This is a genomic window from Rhizobium sp. 22-785-1, assembly GCF_053521965.1.
Map to the genome: position 1 here is coordinate 123,389 of NZ_JBNWDI010000007.1, position 16,933 is coordinate 140,321.

Sequence of the window (16,933 nt, forward strand, 5' to 3'; positions counted from 1 at the left end):
GCATCACCGACGATGTCAGCGTCTTAGATGATGTTCGGCCAGGAAATTGGGAGGATGACCATGCTCGGACGGATCAATCACATTGCGATCGCTGTCCCCGACCTTGCGGCGGCAACCACCACCTATCGCGATGTCCTGGGCGCTGCTGTCTCGCAGGTGCAGACTTTGCCCGAACATGGGGTGCGCGTCGTGTTCGTCAACCTGCCCAACAGCAAGGTCGAACTGCTTGAGCCATTGGACGGCAACTCGCCCATCGCAGCATTTCTGGAAAAGAACCCGTCCGGCGGCATGCACCACATCTGTTACGAAGTGGAAGATATCATCGCTGCCCGCGACAGTTTGAAGTCCGCCGGCGCACGCGTTCTAGGCGATGGAGAACCGAAGATAGGCGCCCATGGAAGGCCTGTGCTCTTCCTTCACCCGAAGGATTTCTGCGGTACGCTGGTGGAGTTGGAAGAGAGTTGAACTAGGGTTTGTTTCGAAAACTAACGTCTGCGCCGGGAGTACCAAGCGCATGATGAGATCCACAGAGGACGCTCTATCCTCTTCAAGCTGACGATGCCCCCGAAAATCGATTCCGATTCTGGGGCTTGTGTTGTAGGAATCGTTTACCAGCTCCTCCGTCTGCTTCCAGCGTGTTTCCAGCACCGTGAGGAGACAAGGAACGCCGGTTCTTCAAGGGGAGGTTCCACATGCCGTGGTTGTCGGTCGTTGCTGTTTTTTTCATCGTCTGGTGGACGGTTCTGTTTGTCGTGCTGCCGATTGGCCTTAGAACCCAGATGGATGACGGCGACGTGACGCTGGGCACGGTGGCGAGCGCGCCTACTCGTTTCCAAGGCGCCAAAATCCTGATCCTCACGACCCTGATCTCGTTATTGCTCTGCGCACTCTGGTACGGCGTCACCTTGTACTTTGGTGTCAGTCTTGACGATTTGCCACGTATCATTCCCGTTTATGATTGATCTTATCAGATCGAGCGGGGGGCTGGTGTCCCTATAGGCGTTAGTGTCCGTCATACGAATGTTACATTTCTGTGGGCGAGATTCGCACATCCGCCAAAAGCAAAAGCTGTGTGATCAGGTCTCGGCAACCAACTCGCTGAAATAACACGGATTTTAGGGCAAAAAAAAACAAGGCGGTTAGGCCTTGTTTTTCAGTTTCGCGTGATCTGTTTCCGTTTCCGGGGCAGCGAACAAGCGCGCCTAAGATCTAATCCTCCCAAGACTGACCGCGAAGACGGCAGAAATTTAAACTTCCTGCCTCTTTTGTGAGCTGAAACTAGCCCAAAGATTCCACTTTGTCACCACGTTTTTTGCAATTTTGTTACAGTCGGCAAAAAATTTCCCCACGAACATTATGTCGCAGGTCACCCGCAAAATTATTTCGCCTGAAACCGTGCAGTGACGAAAGACCTATTCTCACGTTCATGTGAATGCTGTGTAGAGCGCCCCGATCGAGCGGGTTTCCTTCTGATGGAGAAACGGTTATGTACGGCGGAAATATCCTTTAATTCTGGCGATTCCCAGTAGATGGCGGGTCGCCGCACCCAGGAAATAGTCATGCGTCTCAGCCGTTATTTTTTGCCCATCCTGAAGGAAAATCCCAAGGAAGCTGAAATTGTTTCTCACCGCCTCATGTTGCGTGCAGGGATGATCCGTCAGCAGAGCCAGGGCATCTATTCCTGGCTGCCGCTGGGCAAGCGGGTGATGGACAAGGTGAACCGCATCATTCGCGAGGAGCAGGACCGGTCCGGCGCAGTAGAGCTGTTGATGCCCACGCTGCAATCGGCTGAGCTCTGGCAGGAGAGCGGTCGATATGACGATTACGGCAAGGAAATGCTGCGCATCAAGGACCGCCAGGACCGTCAGATGTTGTATGGCCCCACGAACGAGGAGATGATCACGGACATCTTCCGCTCCTATGTGAAGTCCTACAAGAACCTGCCGCTGAACCTCTACCATATCCAGCTGAAATTCCGCGACGAAGTGCGTCCTCGTTTCGGCACGATGCGTTCGCGCGAGTTCTTGATGAAGGATGCCTATTCCTTCGATTTGACGAAGGAAGCCGCGATCCACTCCTATAACAAGATGTTTGCAGCCTATCTGCGCACCTTCTCGCGCCTTGGCCTGCGCGCAATTCCGATGCGCGCCGATACTGGACCGATCGGCGGCAATCACAGCCACGAATTCATCATTCTGGCAGACACCGGTGAATCGGAAGTCTTCTGCCACAAGAGCTTCCTGGAGCAGTGCATTCCCGGAGATGATACCAATTTCGATGACGTTGCCGGTCTGCAGAGCATTTTCGATACATGGACGGCAGACTATGCCGCAACGTCCGAAATGCACGACGAAGCTGCCTTCAACGCAATTCCCGAGAGCGACCGTCTTTCTGCTCGCGGCATCGAAGTTGGCCACATCTTCTACTTCGGGACCAAATATTCCGAGCCGATGGGTGCCAAGGTTCAGGGGCCTGACGGCAAGGAACATCCCGTCCACATGGGATCCTATGGCATCGGACCGACACGCCTTGTTCCCGCCATCATTGAAGCATCGCATGACGAGAACGGAATCATCTGGCCGGCGTCGGTTGCGCCTTTCGATGTCGTCATCATCAATATGAAGGCGGGTGATGCGGCCTGCGACGCGGCTTGCGAAAAGCTTTATTACGCGCTGTCCAATGCCGGTAAGGATGTTCTTTACGACGATACGGATGACCGCGCGGGCCAGAAGTTCGCAACGGCCGATCTCATCGGCGTGCCTATGCAGATCATCGTCGGCCCACGCAGCATTGCTGCCGGCGAGGTCGAGGTGAAGGACCGCAAAACCGGCGCACGTGAGAACGTGACGGTGGAAGCCGCAATGAACAGAGTTCTCGGCTGAAAGGCCGACAAGGAGTAGACATGGCAAAAGCCGAGGCTGACAACGGTGCTGTGGCATCCGTGAAGGATGGAGCGGCACGGCCGTTTTCGGCTTTCGAGCGCATGGTGGCCTGGCGCTACCTGCGTTCGCGCCGTAAGGAAGCATTCATATCTGTCATTGCAGGCTTCTCTTTCGTCGGCATTATGCTCGGCGTTGCGACGCTGATCATCGTCATGGCCGTCATGAATGGTTTCCGCACCGAGCTGATTTCCCGTATTTTGGGAATCAACGGTCACATGATCGTTCAGCCGATCGACCAGCCCTTCAACAATTATGATGAACTGGCGAAGAAGTTTGCCGGAGTGCCGGGCGTGACGATGGCCTTGCCGCTCGTGGAAGGCCAGACGCTGGCATCTGGTCGCAACGGTGCGGGCAGTGGCGCTTTGGTCCGGGGCGTGCGGCCCGAAGATCTCGAAAAGATCAAGGAAATTTCTACCAACGTCAAAGCTGGCGATCTCGTCGGCTTCATGTCAGGGCAGGGTGTTCTGGTTGGTTCAAGGCTAGCCGCGCAGCTCGGCGTGACAGTAGGGGACCAGATTACGCTCATTTCACCGGAAGGTGACGTGACACCCATGGGTGTCAATCCTCGCGTGAAGTCCTATCCGATCTCCGGTGTTTTCGAGATCGGCATGTCGGAATATGACGCCTCGATGATCTATATGCCGCTTTCGGAAGCGCAGCTCTATTTCAATTCGGAAGGCATCGTCCAGTCGATCGAGCTTTTCGTCAGCCATCCGGACGATGTCGATGGTATCCGACCTCTGGTGGAGGCTGCTGCCGGTCGCCAAGTCTATATCACCGACTGGCGACAGCGGAACCAGACTTTCTTCTCCGCCCTGCAGGTGGAGCGCAACGTCATGTTCATGATCCTGACACTGATCGTTCTGGTCGCCGCGCTCAACATCATTTCCGGCCTTATCATGCTGGTGAAGGACAAGGGCAGCGATATCGCCATCCTGCGCACAATGGGTGCGACTTCGGGCGCTGTCATGCGCATCTTTTTCATGACAGGTGCGGCTATCGGTATCGTCGGCACATTTGCGGGCGTGGCGCTTGGCGTTGTCGTGTGTCTCAATGTGGAATCGATCCGCCAGTTCTTCTCGTGGATCAGCGGCACGGTTCTGTTCGATCCGCAGCTTTATTTCCTCAGCCAGCTTCCAGCTGAGATGGCTTTGAGCGAGACGATCACGGTCATCGTCATGGCGCTGACTTTGTCCTTCCTGGCAACGATCTTCCCCGCTTGGCGCGCGTCGAAGCTAGATCCTGTCCAGGCCCTGAGATATGAATAAGGACCGGCCTCGCACCATGGCAAAAAAAATGGCTTTACAGCTCTCCGGCGTGGAACGGACCTACGGTCAGGGGGAGACGAGTCTCTCCATTCTGAAAGACGCAAATTTCGAGCTGAGAAGCGGTGAGATCGTCGCGCTTGTCGCGCCCTCCGGAACGGGGAAATCGACGCTTCTGCATCTGGCCGGTCTGCTCGAACATCCGGATGCGGGCGAGGTATTCATCAATGGCAAGCCATGCGGCACGCTGTCTGATGAGGAGCGCACGTCGATCCGCCGCAGCGACATCGGCTTCGTCTATCAGTTCCACCACCTGCTGCCGGAATTCTCGGCGCTTGAAAACATCATGATGCCGCAAATGATCGCGGGTCTCGCTCCGAAGGAAGCGCAGGTTCGTGCCAAGGCGCTGTTGGACTACATGCGCATCGGCCACAGGGCGGAACATCGCCCGGCTGAACTGTCGGGCGGCGAACAGCAGCGTGTGGCGATCGCGAGAGCGGTTGCCAACGCCCCGCTTCTGCTGCTGGCAGACGAGCCGACAGGCAATCTCGATCCTGAAACGGCATCCTATGTCTTCGATGCTCTGGAAGCACTCGTGCGCCAGTCCGGTCTTGCCGCGCTGATTGCAACGCACAATCACGATCTGGCCGCACGCATGGACCGCCGCGTTACCTTGAGCGAAGGCAAGATCGTCGAATTCTAACACTCAAAGTATCTGTCAACCGCACAGGCTGATTCATGACAGGAACCCCGTCTGACCCTTCAGGCGGGGTTTTGTTTTGCCAATGATTCGATCGGCGGAACCCGGACGAGTCTGCGCACGTTGGCAATAGGACAGTCCGAAGAAAGCTGTTGACATGGAAACAAAATGAGAACAAAATTGGAACATAACAAGTAAGGAGAGACAAATGACTGATTTCATCCGTGACCTTGCCGCCTTCACGTCCATCGCTGTCTTCGTTGCCAGCTTCTCGGTTATCCTCACATCCATGTGAGTTTCGACCCTTCGGTATCTTTACGATTGCAGTGTACGGACACCCGTTCGCGGTGGACTTTGCCGCCCGAAGGCACCAAAATAAGCCCGATTCAGAAATGACAGGAATGCGGGCAAAATGGGCGATAATCTTGACGGGCAGAACCTTTCGGGCGTGCTCTTGAAATCTCCCGGCTTCGTCCATCTTCGCGTCCATTCTGCCTATTCGCTGCTTGAAGGCGCGCTTCCTCTTAAAAAGATCATGGCAAAAGCTGTTGGTGATTCTCAGCCCGCTATTGCCATCACTGATACAAACAATCTTTTCGTTGCGCTGGAATTCTCGGAGAAGGCGCGAGATGAAGGACTGCAGCCGATCATCGGGTGTCAGCTTTCCATAGATATGCAGGACGTCGTCGAGGAGAGGCGAGGTGGCAACAGTCTGGTCAAGTTGCCGTCTCTTGTTCTCCTGGCCGCCGATGCTGACGGCTATGAGCGATTGGTTGATTTGATCAGTCGCGCCTATCTCGACGGTGAAGGCAGTGGCCATGCGGTCAATATCGCCAAGTCCTGGCTGGAAGAAGCAAGCAATGCCGGCTTGATAGCACTAACAGGCGCATCCGGCGGTCCTATCGACATGGCAATGAAAGAAGGGCATGCCGCTCAGGCAAAGAGCCGGCTTCTCGCGCTGAAGGAGATCTTTGGCGATCGGCTATATATAGAGCTTCAACGTCAGGGCAATTACGATCGTGCGCATGAGCGCCGCATGATAGCGCTTGCCTATGAGCACGATATTCCTCTGGTTGCCACCAATGAGGCCTTCTTCCCTTCCAAGGCGGATTATGAGGCCCATGACGCCCTTTTGGCGGTTGCTCATAATGCGATCGTTTCGGACGATAGCCGTTTTCGTCTGACTCCCGATCATTATCTAAAGAGCCGCGATGAGATGGTGGCACTCTTCAAGGATATCCCCGAAGCCATCGAAAACACGGTCGAGATCGCCCAGCGTTGTTCCTATGTTCTCAAGAAGCGTGGGCCCATTCTGCCGCGCTTTACCGGCGCCAGTGACGATCCGGAAGAGGCCGAACGCGCAGAATCGCTGGAACTTCGCCGCCAGGCCGTCGAAGGTCTTGACATGCGTTTGGCAGCGCTCGGCATGGCGCCCGGTTATACGGAGCAGGAATACAGGGATCGGCTGGATTTTGAACTCAGCGTCATCGAACGCATGAGGTTTCCTGGCTATTTCCTCATCGTTGCCGACTTCATCAAATGGGCAAAGCAGCAGGATATTCCGGTCGGCCCCGGTCGTGGCTCGGGTGCGGGATCACTCGTCGCCTATGCATTGACAATTACAGATGTGGATCCGCTCCGCTTCTCGCTACTTTTCGAACGTTTCCTTAATCCCGAACGCGTTTCGATGCCCGACTTCGATATCGACTTCTGCCAGGATCGCCGCGAAGAGGTGATCCGCTATGTGCAGCGTAAATATGGTCGCGAGCAAGTGGCGCAGATCATCACCTTCGGGTCGCTGCAAGCCCGTGCAGCCTTGCGCGACGTCGGTCGCGTGCTGGAAATGCCCTACGGTCAGGTGGACCGCATCTGTAAGCTGGTGCCGAACAACCCGGCCAACCCCACGCCACTCTCCAAGGCGATCGAAGAGGAGCCGCGTCTGCAGGAGGAGGCGGACAAGGAACCGGTCGTCGCAAGGCTTCTGGATATCGCCCAGAAGATTGAGGGTCTTTATCGCCACGCCTCTACCCACGCCGCCGGTATCGTTATCGGCGACCGTCCTCTGTCGAAGCTCGTGCCGATGTATCGTGATCCGCGATCCGACATGCCTGTCACCCAGTTCAACATGAAGTGGGTTGAAAGCGCCGGGCTGGTGAAGTTCGACTTTCTCGGACTGAAAACGCTGACGGTCCTGAAGGTTGCGGTCGACTTCGTCGCCAAGCGCGGCATCCATGTCGACCTTGCCGCCATTCCGCTGGATGACCAGAAGACCTATGAGATGCTGTCGCGCGGCGAGACGATCGGCGTCTTCCAGGTGGAAAGTGCCGGCATGCGCAAGGCGCTCATCGGAATGCGTCCGGACTGCATTGAGGACATTATCGCGCTGGTCGCGCTCTATCGTCCTGGCCCGATGGAAAATATTCCGGTCTACAACGCCCGCAAACATGGCGAAGAGGAAATCGAGTCGATCCATCCGACCATCGACCATCTCTTGAAGGAAACGCAGGGCGTTATCGTCTATCAGGAACAGGTGATGCAGATCGCCCAGGTTCTGTCTGGATATTCTCTCGGTGAAGCCGACCTCCTGCGTCGCGCCATGGGCAAGAAGATCAAGGAAGAGATGGACAAACAGCGGGAGCGCTTCGTTGAAGGCGCGATCCGCAATAATGTCTCCAAGGCCCAGGCCGACACGATCTTTGATCTACTCGCCAAGTTCGCGAATTATGGCTTCAACAAGTCTCACGCCGCCGCTTACGCCATCGTTTCCTACCAGACCGCCTATATGAAGGCGCACTACCCGGTGGAGTTCCTTGCCGCTTCGATGACGCTTGATATGGCGAATACCGAAAAGGTCAATGATTTCCGCCAGGATGCTGCGCGTCTGGGAATCGAGATCGTCGCACCATCTGTCCAGACATCCTTCCGTCGTTTCGAAACGGGTGAGAACCGCATCTATTATTCGCTGGCAGCCTTGAAGGGCGTGGGCGAGGGTGCCGTCGATCATATCGTCGAAGTGCGCGGCGATACGCCTTTCGCAAGTCTCGAAGATTTCTGCCTCCGGATCGATCCCAAGCAGATCAACCGCCGCGTTCTGGAAAGCCTGATCAATGCGGGCGCATTCGATTGCTTCGGCAAAGACCGCGCCGAACTGATCGGCGGTCTTGATCGCATTATTGGCTACTCCCAACGCGCCCAGGAAAGCCGTGTTACCGGCCAACATGACATGTTCGGCTCAGGCGCGGCAACCGGTCCGGAGAAGCTGGTGCTGCCCGCCTACCAGCCGTGGCTGGCCTCCGAAAAGCTACTGCGCGAATATCAGGTGCTGGGCTTCTATCTCACTGCCCACCCGCTCGATACCTACCGGACCGTGCTCGACAAACTTCGTGTTCAGAACATCGCTGATTTCTCCGCAGCGGTGAAACAGGGAGCAACGGTTGGTCGTCTTGCAGGTACAGTCACTGGCAAGCAGGAGCGTAAGACCCGCACCGGCAACAAGATGGGAATCGTGACTTTCTCCGATGCATCCGGCCAGTACGAGGCCGTGCTGTTTTCAGAAGGACTTGGCCAATATCGCGATCTGCTAGAGGTCGGAAAATCGCTGGTCATTACCGTTCAAGCGGAAGAGCGACCGGAAGGTATCGGGCTGCGCATACAGACGGCGCAATCGCTCGAGGAAAAATCCGTGCAGATGCAAAAGGCGTTGCGCGTCTATGTTCGGGATTCCGGCCCGCTTAAAACCGTGGCGCGACATCTGAATGCCAGAGGTGACGGGTCGGTCTACTTCATTGTGATAAAGGATGAAGGGCAACGTGAAATCGAAGTCGAACTGACCGATAAATATCGCATTTCCCCGGAGATAGCAGCTGCTTTGCGCTCCGCTCCCGGTGTCGTCGATGTCGAACTCGTGTGAGGTGATGAGGGAGCGGGTGAGATACGTTCACCCGCTTTCCCATCAAAACAGGCTGTTTGCCGGATAGGCATAGGCACCGTTATCGATAAATCCGTGCCGCGACAGGCATGCGCGCAAGGCTGCGTTATAATAAAATGAGTTGGTGAACGTGGTGCCACGTTGCGGTACGCTTGCCTCGACGCTGCAGCGCGCGAGCGCATGGTCGAACACGTTCAGGATGATGGGATCGCTCTCAACCGCCGGTCCGCCATAGACGCTATAATTTTTCGGCGCTTCCGCGGCGGAAACGCAGGCCAGCGCAACAATCGCTGCTGCAAGATATTTCATGTTCATAGTCACGGCTCCCCAAGCGAATTGATGAGCTTCTAAACGTTGCCGGGGCAGAAGTGGTTCCTAAGCATGGTCGCACGCAAAGGTGCGCAGCCGTTTTGCGAGGACGACACGCTTCAGATTGTTACGCCCGCCTGTACTGCTGTCCGAACTCGGAGCCGGCGTGTCAATCACGCGTAACGGTGACGAAGTCCGTGCCCTGACCCGTTTCAAGTCCGTGGCTTAGATCGGATACCGTGATCGAGCTTCCGACGGAAAGCTGCTCTTCCAATCTCTCGCGGATATCTGCCGGAATATCGATGCGATCGAGTGCTGCCGTCAGCTGGTCGTATCCGCCCGGTGCGTCGGAAACGTCAATACCAAGGCGCTTGCGTGCTGCATTTGGAAGATTGTTCTCGAGTGTCAGGCCGTTCCACTCTGCTTTCTCGCCGTCGATATCGATGACCTCGAAGAAATGCGTGCCGAGCGCGACCTGCGGATCTTTTATGTGGATAGGGGCTTCGAAGAGCGGCTTGAAATTCTGCCGCACCATCAATTGTCCATTAGCTGGCGTATCCGCGCCAGCCGATGCATAGACAGCATCGACAAACTCGGCGGTCAGAAGCGGGCCAGTGGTTTTCATCCCCTTCCACCGCTTGTAGCCATTCACGGCATTGATGGTCATCTGTCCCGCGTATCCGTCTGCCGAACCGGCGTCAAAACCCAGGCTCGTCAAGAGGCGCTGCACATCCATGGTTTTCTCCCGGTCACCGCGACGGGTGATCAGGATGCGCAAAGGCGCTCCGGTTGACTTTCGTTGCGTGACCGACGCAGGAACAGAACTGGTCTTTTCATTCACCGCAACTTCGACCAGCTTTAGCGAGGTATCGAAAGTGGCGGGGCGCATCTCGACATCGGAGAGTAGGCGCCCTTCATCGGCAGACTTTGGCTGGAGAAGGGCAGGGTGGTCGATCCGACGCAGGGCAACATCCTTACTGGAGACAATCACGTGGACGCCCCTGCCGGTCATGCCATAGAGCGACTTTGCGAATTTGGCCGGCAGGCGAATACAGCCGTGAGAGGCCGGGTAGTTGGGGACGTGGCCTTCATGCAACGCAATTCCCGACCAAGTCAGCCGCTGCATGAACGGCATGGGAGCTGCCGAGTAAATATTGGACTCGTGATATTTGCGCTTGTCCAGGATAGAGAAGATGCCGCTCGGCGTTTCGTGTCCGGACTTGCCGGTAGACACAAGCGATGTAGCGATGACGTTGCCATCCTCGTAAAGGGACAGCGTCTGCTCGTTCTTCGAAACGACGACTTGTAAGCTACGCGCATCACCGGCAATCGCCGCTTGCACGAGGACGGAGGAGGAGAGGAGGCAGGCTCCTACAAGGCTACGCAACATCATGTTTGCTCCAACGCGATACACAACATGCCGCCAATTGACGGCGGGCAAGGGAGACTTGAAGCGCACGATCCGCGCCAGTCAGATCGTTACATTTAAGGCAGCTCATTTAAGGAAGCTTTTAACCGCGATCACGAAGTCGTGTAGCGGAGTCATTTTTTGGCGCCGAAGGTATAGCCGGTTTCCACCGTGCCCTTTCCGAACTTCTCTCTCAGCTTGTCCATCGCCGCCTCCGCTGCTGCCCGTCTGCCAGCCGATTTGTCCACGAGGTCGGGAGGGTCGGCTTGAGCCGGATCACACAGATCGGTCACGCCGATACCGATGAGACGAAATTTTGTCCCGTCAGTTTCCTTTTCGAGAAGGGAAAGCCCTGTTCTGAAAATTTTGTCGGCCAGTTGCGTCGGATCTTCCAGCCGCTTGTTGCGGCTGCGGGACTTGAAGTCCGCCGCCTTCATCTTCAGCACGACCGTCTGTCCGGCAGTGGCGTTCTTCTTCAATCGCCAGGCGACTTTCTCTGAAAGCGCCCGCAAGATAGGCACAAGATCGTCGTACCGCGATATGTCATTGAAGAAGGTCGTCTCTGCCGAAACGCTCTTTGCCGGGTCGTTGGTGTGGACGTCACGATCATCGATCCCGCGGGCAAGCCGGTACAGGCGTTGCCCCATGCTGCCGTAGCGGCGCATCAGCTCCGTTTCTTCCATGTCCTGCAGCTGGGAGATCATCCGTATACCATCTGCCTCCAGCGTGGCGGCGAAGGCCTTGCCGACGCCCCATATTGTGGTGACTGGACGTGTGGCGAGAAAGCGCGTTGCTTCCTTCTCGCCCACTACAGAAAAGCCGCGTGGCTTTTGAAGATCGGATGCCACCTTCGCCAGGAACTTGCAGTAAGAAAGGCCGACCGAAACCGTGATGCCGATTTCTTTTTCGACCCTACGAGCGAAATGCGCCAATACGCGTGCGGGTGGATCGTGATGGAGCCGCTCTGTGCCGGAGAGATCGAGAAAGGCCTCATCGATCGACAGCGGTTGGACCAGCGGCGTCAGATCCTGCATCATGGCGCGGATCTGGCGACCGACCTGGCTGTACTTCTCCATGTTCGGCTTGACGACCACGGCGTCAGGACAGGCTTCCAGCGCCTTGAACATAGGCATAGCGGAGCGCACGCCATGGATACGGGCAATATAGCAGGCGGTCGATACCACGCCGCGTTTGCCGCCGCCGATAATCACTGGCTTGTCGATGAGCTCCGGATTATCGCGCTTTTCCACAGAAGCATAAAAAGCGTCGCAATCGATATGGGCTATTGTGAGATCGTAGAGTTCGTCATGATAGAGCAGCCTCGGGCTGCCACATGCGAGGCAACGCCCTATTCTCTCCGGCTGACCAGCCAGGCAGTCACGACAAAAACCGGGATGGTCGCTCGAAATCAAAGGCATGGCCACGAAACAAAAAGAGAACGGCCCTGACTTTAGTCGTGGATCTCTTGAATCTCAAGAGCGCGGTCTGTCGCTTTGGATGTCAATAAACGCCGGAATCGAGACCGGGACCGGAGTATCTGTGCCAGGCAGCCTGAACATCTTCCGGGTTGAACCCGGACGCTTCGCAGAACGCCATCAGATCAGGCTCGTGATTCATGACGAAGTCGGTCAGGCCAGCCAGAAATCCTGGATCTTGTATGGCGGCGCGCAGCATGTTGGGCTGCAGGCCGCTCAATGCCAGAAACCGGGCAAGAATATCCGGTGCGTTCGCCAGCCATCCCAGTATGGCCGCGACTGTTTCCTCGGGGTCCTTGACCAGTGACTTTCCGTTTTTCATCGAGCGCTGCATTTCTTTCCGGAAGTTACCTATTTTTCAACCAAATCGCATTAGCCTCCCTCGGCAGGGGATAATGGAATCGGTTCTGTGGCAACTTATATGCCCAGGGGAAGGTTTCAAAGCGTAACAAGGACTGCGGCCATGCCCAAGCAGGTCATGATAGTTGAAGACAACGAGCTCAATATGAAGCTCTTTCGTGATCTGATCGAGGCATCCGGTTACACGACCATACAGACGCGTAACGGCATGGAAGCTCTCGAGCTTGCCCGCAAGCACCGTCCTGATCTCATTCTTATGGATATTCAATTGCCCGAAGTCTCGGGACTTGAAGTCACCAAATGGCTCAAGGAAGATGACGAACTGCATGTGATTCCCGTGATTGCCGTCACGGCTTTCGCCATGAAGGGAGACGAGGAGCGCATTCGCCAGGGCGGTTGCGAGGCCTATGTTTCCAAGCCAATATCCGTTCCGAAGTTCATAGAGACGATCAAGACCTATCTCGGCGATGCATAAGGCAACAGGGGCGACCGAATGACTGCTAGAATACTGGTCGTCGACGACATAGAAGCTAATCTGAAGTTTCTTGAGGCCCGCCTTCTGGCGGACTATTTCGATGTGGTCTGCACCGATAATGGTCGCGATGCTTTGGCAATCTGCGCGGGCGGCCAAGTCGACGTCATTCTTCTCGACGTCATGATGCCGGAAATGGACGGCTTCGAGGTATGTGAGCGGCTGAAAGCCGATCCGGCGACAGCGCATATCCCTGTGGTGATGGTGACAGCGCTGGATCAGCCAGCGGACCGCGTGCGAGGACTGAAGGCGGGAGCAGACGATTTTCTGACGAAGCCCGTCAATGACCTGCAGCTGATTTCCCGCGTCAAAAGCTTGGCACGTCTCAAGACCATGAGCGACGAGTTGCGTGACAGGTTGAAGACAGCAGGATCGATCGATATTCAGGAATCCATCGGCGCAGACGGTCACATAGAAAAGCCTGGCCGCATCTTGTTGATCGATGGACGAGCCAGTTCGCAAGAGCGGATCGTCAAGGCATTGAAGCCGGTTGCCGAGGTTTGCGCTTGGAGCGATCCTTCAAACGCGATTTTCGAGGCGACCGAAAATCCCTACGATCTCGTGATCATCAACTCCAATTTCGACGACTTCGACCCGTTGAGGCTTTGTTCTCAACTGCGCTCGCTCGACAGAACGCGCTTTCTGCCGCTTCTGATCGTCACCGAACAGAACGACGATGCCATGGTGGTCCGCGCGCTTGATCTCGGTGTCAACGACTATATCATTCGCCCCATCGATCCAAACGAACTCGTCGCACGCACACTCTCGCAGATCAAGCGAAAGCGCTTCAATGACAGGTTGCGTGAAGATCTGGCACAGACCATGGAGCTTGCGGTCATCGATGGACTGACGGGTCTTAACAATCGCCGCTATCTCGATCTTCATCTGAAGACGCTTTTCAACCGCGCAGCGCTTCGTGGACGAGACATATCCGTTTGCATGACGGATATTGATTGCTTCAAGCAGGTGAACGATCTCTACGGCCACGAGGCAGGCGACGAAGTGTTGAAGGAATTTGCCAGCCGATTGCGCTCAACAGTGCGCGGTGCCGATCTTGCCTGCCGCTATGGCGGCGAGGAATTCGTCGTGGTGATGCCGGATACGTCGCTGGAGACCGCTGCCGTGGTCGCAGAGCGTTTGCGTTCGATTATTGAGGATCGCCCCTTCGTTCTGCGTTCGGGACAGCACTTGCAGATTACCGCATCCATGGGCATTGCCTCAAACCTTGCCGGTGTCGACAGTCCCGAGCAATTGATGCGTCAGGCAGATCGTGCGCTCTATGAAGCGAAAAGAAGCGGTCGCAATCGCGTCGTTGCTGCCGCCGCCTGAGCGGAAGGCATGATGTATAGATCAAAGCCGATAGAGCATTGGTAGTGCGTCAACAGTAAGCGCGGCGCGCTGTACCTCGCACTGCGCCAATCGCAGTTTGTATCAGCACGCTACATTTAACCATATTTCAAAGCGGAAATTGTCTCGCATTAATAAAGTGTTGAACTTTTAGGTCGCTTGAGCGAGTATTTGTTCAGACAGATAATTTTACGCCAATGCATTCAATGGGAATGCAGAGCGCGAAAATTAGTCATGACGCGGTCAGTCTTACGGTAGGCCGTGTATGGATACCCCTTGATGCTCAGGTCCGCCGCATCTCCTGGGTCTTGGGGTCGGTCGGCCGGCGATACCAATAGACGGTTCCTCGTGCCGTCGTGGAAATCTCGGCCGACCCCATCCTTCCGATCTTTTAGTCTCATATGTTTTGATCTGATGCGCCATGGTGCGCAGCACTTTTGGCGCGCACGCTGAGGTGGGTATGTGACGCACCGAAGCGCTTTGGCAAACTCTATTCAGCGTACCGCTCAAAACAAAAAAAACGCGCCTCGAGGGCGCGTTCTTTAAGGTCGAGATCTAGCCGATTACTTGATCTTGGTTTCCTTGAATTCAACGTGCTTGCGAACGACCGGGTCGTACTTGGTCTTCGTCATCTTGTCCGTGAAGGTACGGCTGTTCTTCGTGGTGACGTAGAAAGTACCTGTGTCGGCCGTCGACAGCAGCTTGATCTTGATTGTTGTAGCTTTCGCCATGGTCGTCCTGCCTTTAACAAGTAAGTGAGCCGCGGACCTGTTCGATCCCGGCTAAATCTGGCGCGAAACTACGGATCGCGCCCGAAAAGTCAAGCATGTTTTGAGCCGAAAACCGAACGCCCAATGGAAAGAACGACATAGAAGCCGAAAAACAGCGCTAATGCCCAGGCAAAGCCATGGCTTCCTGAGATATCCATGGCGATACCCACCGTCTGCGGCCCCGCGATCGTACCCGTCGCGTAGCAGAATATAAAGGCTGCATTGGCGGCAACGAGGTCGGAGCCGGTGAGTCGCGAGCCAAGATGGGTCAAGCCTACCGTATACATGCCTGACACGAGCCCGCCCCAGAGGAGCAGCAGAATCGCCACCAGCATCCAGTTGCTAACGAGGAGCGGCAGCGCAAGCGTGCCGCACAGACCAACGAACGCCATCAGGCCAAGAAGAAGGCGTCTGTTGGTCATCCTGTCCGATAGCAGTCCGATAGGGATCTGGAACGCCATGTTGCCGATCGCCATTACTGTCAGCAGGAGCGCCGCTTGCGATTCATTGAAGCCTTCACGCGTGGCATAGATTGGGAAGAGCGAGAGCCCGCCCGCCTGCACGGAGCCGAAGACGAAAGCTGCGGCAGAAGCCATAGGAACAAGCCAGATGTAGCGCACGAAGTGATGGGCCGGCTTTTCATCGAGCGCGGGACTTTCCTTGCGCGCCAGAAAGATGGGGATGGCAGCAAGAAGGATAATGCCGCAGCCGACAAGGAAGGGTGTAATTCCCTCGCTTCCAACCGTGGAGAAGAGGAGAGGCCCCACGGCGAAGCCGACCGCAAGGCCGGTCGCGTAAACCCCGAGTACAAGCCCGCGCTTGCGCGGTGGCGCCGCCGCATTGATCCAGAATTCCGAAAGGATGAAGAGCGTGGTGGTTGCCCCGTGAAAGACGATTCTGAGCGGAAACCACATCCAGAAGTCGGCTGCGTAGTAAAAACCCATAGCGCTGACTGAGGAGATGAGCACCGCCGTCATCATGGTGCGAGCAACACCGAAATCATGCGCAAGCTTGCTGGTTATGGGCGCTGCGATCATGGCGGCCACGCCGGCCATGGCCGAGTTGAGGCCGATCATGCTCGACGAAATACCGCGTCGCTCCAGAATGAGGCTCAACAGCGGCAGTCCGAGACCGATGGCGATACCAACGGCGCTAATAGCGGATATGGCAGCGACAAGTGAAGGCCAGTGGATATTGTCGGCGTCGCAATTGGGATGTGACATGAAGACCTTTTAAAGAAAGCCGCGTATGAATGTGCCGCGACGCTCGAAATACAGTCGCACCGGGCTTTCAAATTTTATTGGCTGATCACCTATCATGAAGTTTGTGACATCTTCGAGAACCATCCGTGTAATCGCAGCCATGTTCACACCGGAATAGTCGCGAATGTCAAGCCATTGGAGGTTTTGCAACTCCTCGGAATCCTTGACTGCCACGGGATCTATGCCAACTTCATCGGCGAAACAGAAGAAGAAGCGCGTATCGAAGCGTCTCACGCGCCCGGGCGGCGTGATTGCCCGTGCCACATAGCGCAGTGCAGCCAGGTCCGGCCGCTGATGCCCTTCAGTGCCGAAGGTCAAGCCGGTTTCTTCTCGCAGCTCGCGCACTGCCGCCAGCGCCAGCGCGCGCGCTCTCGTATTGGTTATGGGGCTTGACGCCGATTGTCTGAGTTTTTCAAGGACGACCGGATTGAGATCGTCACCAAATGGCAATGCGTAATCGCCAGGATCTCGACGTCCACCGGGAAAGACATAAACATCCGGCATAAAGACGTGCTGGCTGCTGCGCTGACCCATCAGAACGCGCGGACTGCTGTTCGAGCGGTCCGCGATGATCAGGCACGCTGCATCCTTCGGGCGCAGATAGGATATTTTTTCGGCGTCCACGTGAGCACACA

Annotated in this window: 15 protein-coding genes; 8 read left to right on the plus strand and 7 right to left on the minus strand. The window is 56.0% G+C overall.

What is annotated here, in order from left to right; genetic code table 11:
* Positions 1-60: 60 nt before the first annotated feature.
* The 6 genes from mce to dnaE all read left to right on the plus strand — a co-directional run bounded on the left by mce (position 61) and on the right by dnaE (position 8,817).
* Entirely contained in the window at positions 61-465 is a 405-nt protein-coding gene (gene mce, locus ACQZ5M_RS15375) for a methylmalonyl-CoA epimerase (protein ID WP_296074906.1), read from the plus strand.
* Between the two features lie 227 nt (positions 466-692).
* Positions 693-962, plus strand: coding sequence for a DUF1467 family protein (locus tag ACQZ5M_RS15380; protein ID WP_449080194.1), 270 nt, complete (start codon positions 693-695; stop codon positions 960-962).
* Positions 963-1,559: 597 nt separating this feature from the next.
* Positions 1,560-2,882, plus strand: a complete 1,323-nt coding sequence (proS, locus tag ACQZ5M_RS15385) for a proline--tRNA ligase (protein ID WP_449080195.1) — start codon at positions 1,560-1,562, stop codon at positions 2,880-2,882.
* A gap of 20 nt (positions 2,883-2,902) precedes the next feature.
* Entirely contained in the window at positions 2,903-4,210 is a 1,308-nt protein-coding gene (locus ACQZ5M_RS15390; protein ID WP_296020942.1) for a lipoprotein-releasing ABC transporter permease subunit, read from the plus strand.
* A 16-nt stretch (positions 4,211-4,226) separates the two neighbouring features.
* Positions 4,227-4,910 (plus strand): ABC transporter ATP-binding protein, encoded by a 684-nt coding sequence (locus tag ACQZ5M_RS15395; RefSeq protein ID WP_296020941.1) that lies wholly within the window; start codon positions 4,227-4,229, stop codon positions 4,908-4,910.
* A gap of 409 nt (positions 4,911-5,319) precedes the next feature.
* Positions 5,320-8,817, plus strand: a complete 3,498-nt coding sequence (gene dnaE / locus ACQZ5M_RS15400; protein ID WP_296020939.1) for a DNA polymerase III subunit alpha — start codon at positions 5,320-5,322, stop codon at positions 8,815-8,817.
* Positions 8,818-8,859: 42 nt separating this feature from the next.
* Here the strand turns inward: dnaE and ACQZ5M_RS15405 are convergent, their stop codons facing one another.
* The 4 genes from ACQZ5M_RS15405 to ACQZ5M_RS15420 form a co-directional block, all read right to left on the minus strand.
* Positions 8,860-9,150, minus strand: a complete 291-nt coding sequence (locus ACQZ5M_RS15405; protein WP_449080196.1) for a hypothetical protein — start codon at positions 9,148-9,150, stop codon at positions 8,860-8,862.
* Positions 9,151-9,313: 163 nt separating this feature from the next.
* Positions 9,314-10,537, minus strand: a complete 1,224-nt coding sequence (locus tag ACQZ5M_RS15410; RefSeq protein ID WP_449080197.1) for a L,D-transpeptidase family protein — start codon at positions 10,535-10,537, stop codon at positions 9,314-9,316.
* Positions 10,538-10,686: 149 nt separating this feature from the next.
* Complete coding sequence (locus tag ACQZ5M_RS15415) at positions 10,687-11,970, minus strand: DNA polymerase IV (RefSeq protein WP_449080198.1); 1,284 nt, start codon at positions 11,968-11,970, stop codon at positions 10,687-10,689.
* Between the two features lie 82 nt (positions 11,971-12,052).
* Positions 12,053-12,361 carry a DUF3572 domain-containing protein gene (locus ACQZ5M_RS15420; RefSeq protein ID WP_449080199.1) on the minus strand — a complete coding sequence of 103 codons (309 nt, stop codon included), beginning with the start codon at positions 12,359-12,361 and terminating at the stop codon, positions 12,053-12,055.
* A gap of 129 nt (positions 12,362-12,490) precedes the next feature.
* On the opposite strand from ACQZ5M_RS15420, the gene ACQZ5M_RS15425 reads away from it, so the two are divergent.
* Positions 12,491-12,862 (plus strand): response regulator, encoded by a 372-nt coding sequence (locus ACQZ5M_RS15425; protein WP_034854043.1) that lies wholly within the window; start codon positions 12,491-12,493, stop codon positions 12,860-12,862.
* Positions 12,863-12,880: 18 nt separating this feature from the next.
* Positions 12,881-14,248, plus strand: a complete 1,368-nt coding sequence (locus tag ACQZ5M_RS15430; RefSeq protein ID WP_296020925.1) for a PleD family two-component system response regulator — start codon at positions 12,881-12,883, stop codon at positions 14,246-14,248.
* Positions 14,249-14,829: 581 nt separating this feature from the next.
* Here the strand turns inward: ACQZ5M_RS15430 and rpmG are convergent.
* The 3 genes from rpmG to ACQZ5M_RS15445 form a co-directional block, all read right to left on the minus strand.
* Complete coding sequence (gene rpmG, locus ACQZ5M_RS15435; protein ID WP_003496403.1) at positions 14,830-14,997, minus strand: 50S ribosomal protein L33; 168 nt, start codon at positions 14,995-14,997, stop codon at positions 14,830-14,832.
* An 89-nt stretch (positions 14,998-15,086) separates the two neighbouring features.
* Entirely contained in the window at positions 15,087-16,259 is a 1,173-nt protein-coding gene (locus tag ACQZ5M_RS15440) for an MFS transporter (protein WP_296082889.1), read from the minus strand.
* 9 nt (positions 16,260-16,268) lie between these two features.
* A complete protein-coding gene (locus tag ACQZ5M_RS15445; protein ID WP_449080200.1) occupies positions 16,269-16,922 on the minus strand; it encodes an NUDIX hydrolase in 654 nt (217 codons plus the stop codon).
* Positions 16,923-16,933 lie beyond the last annotated feature (11 nt).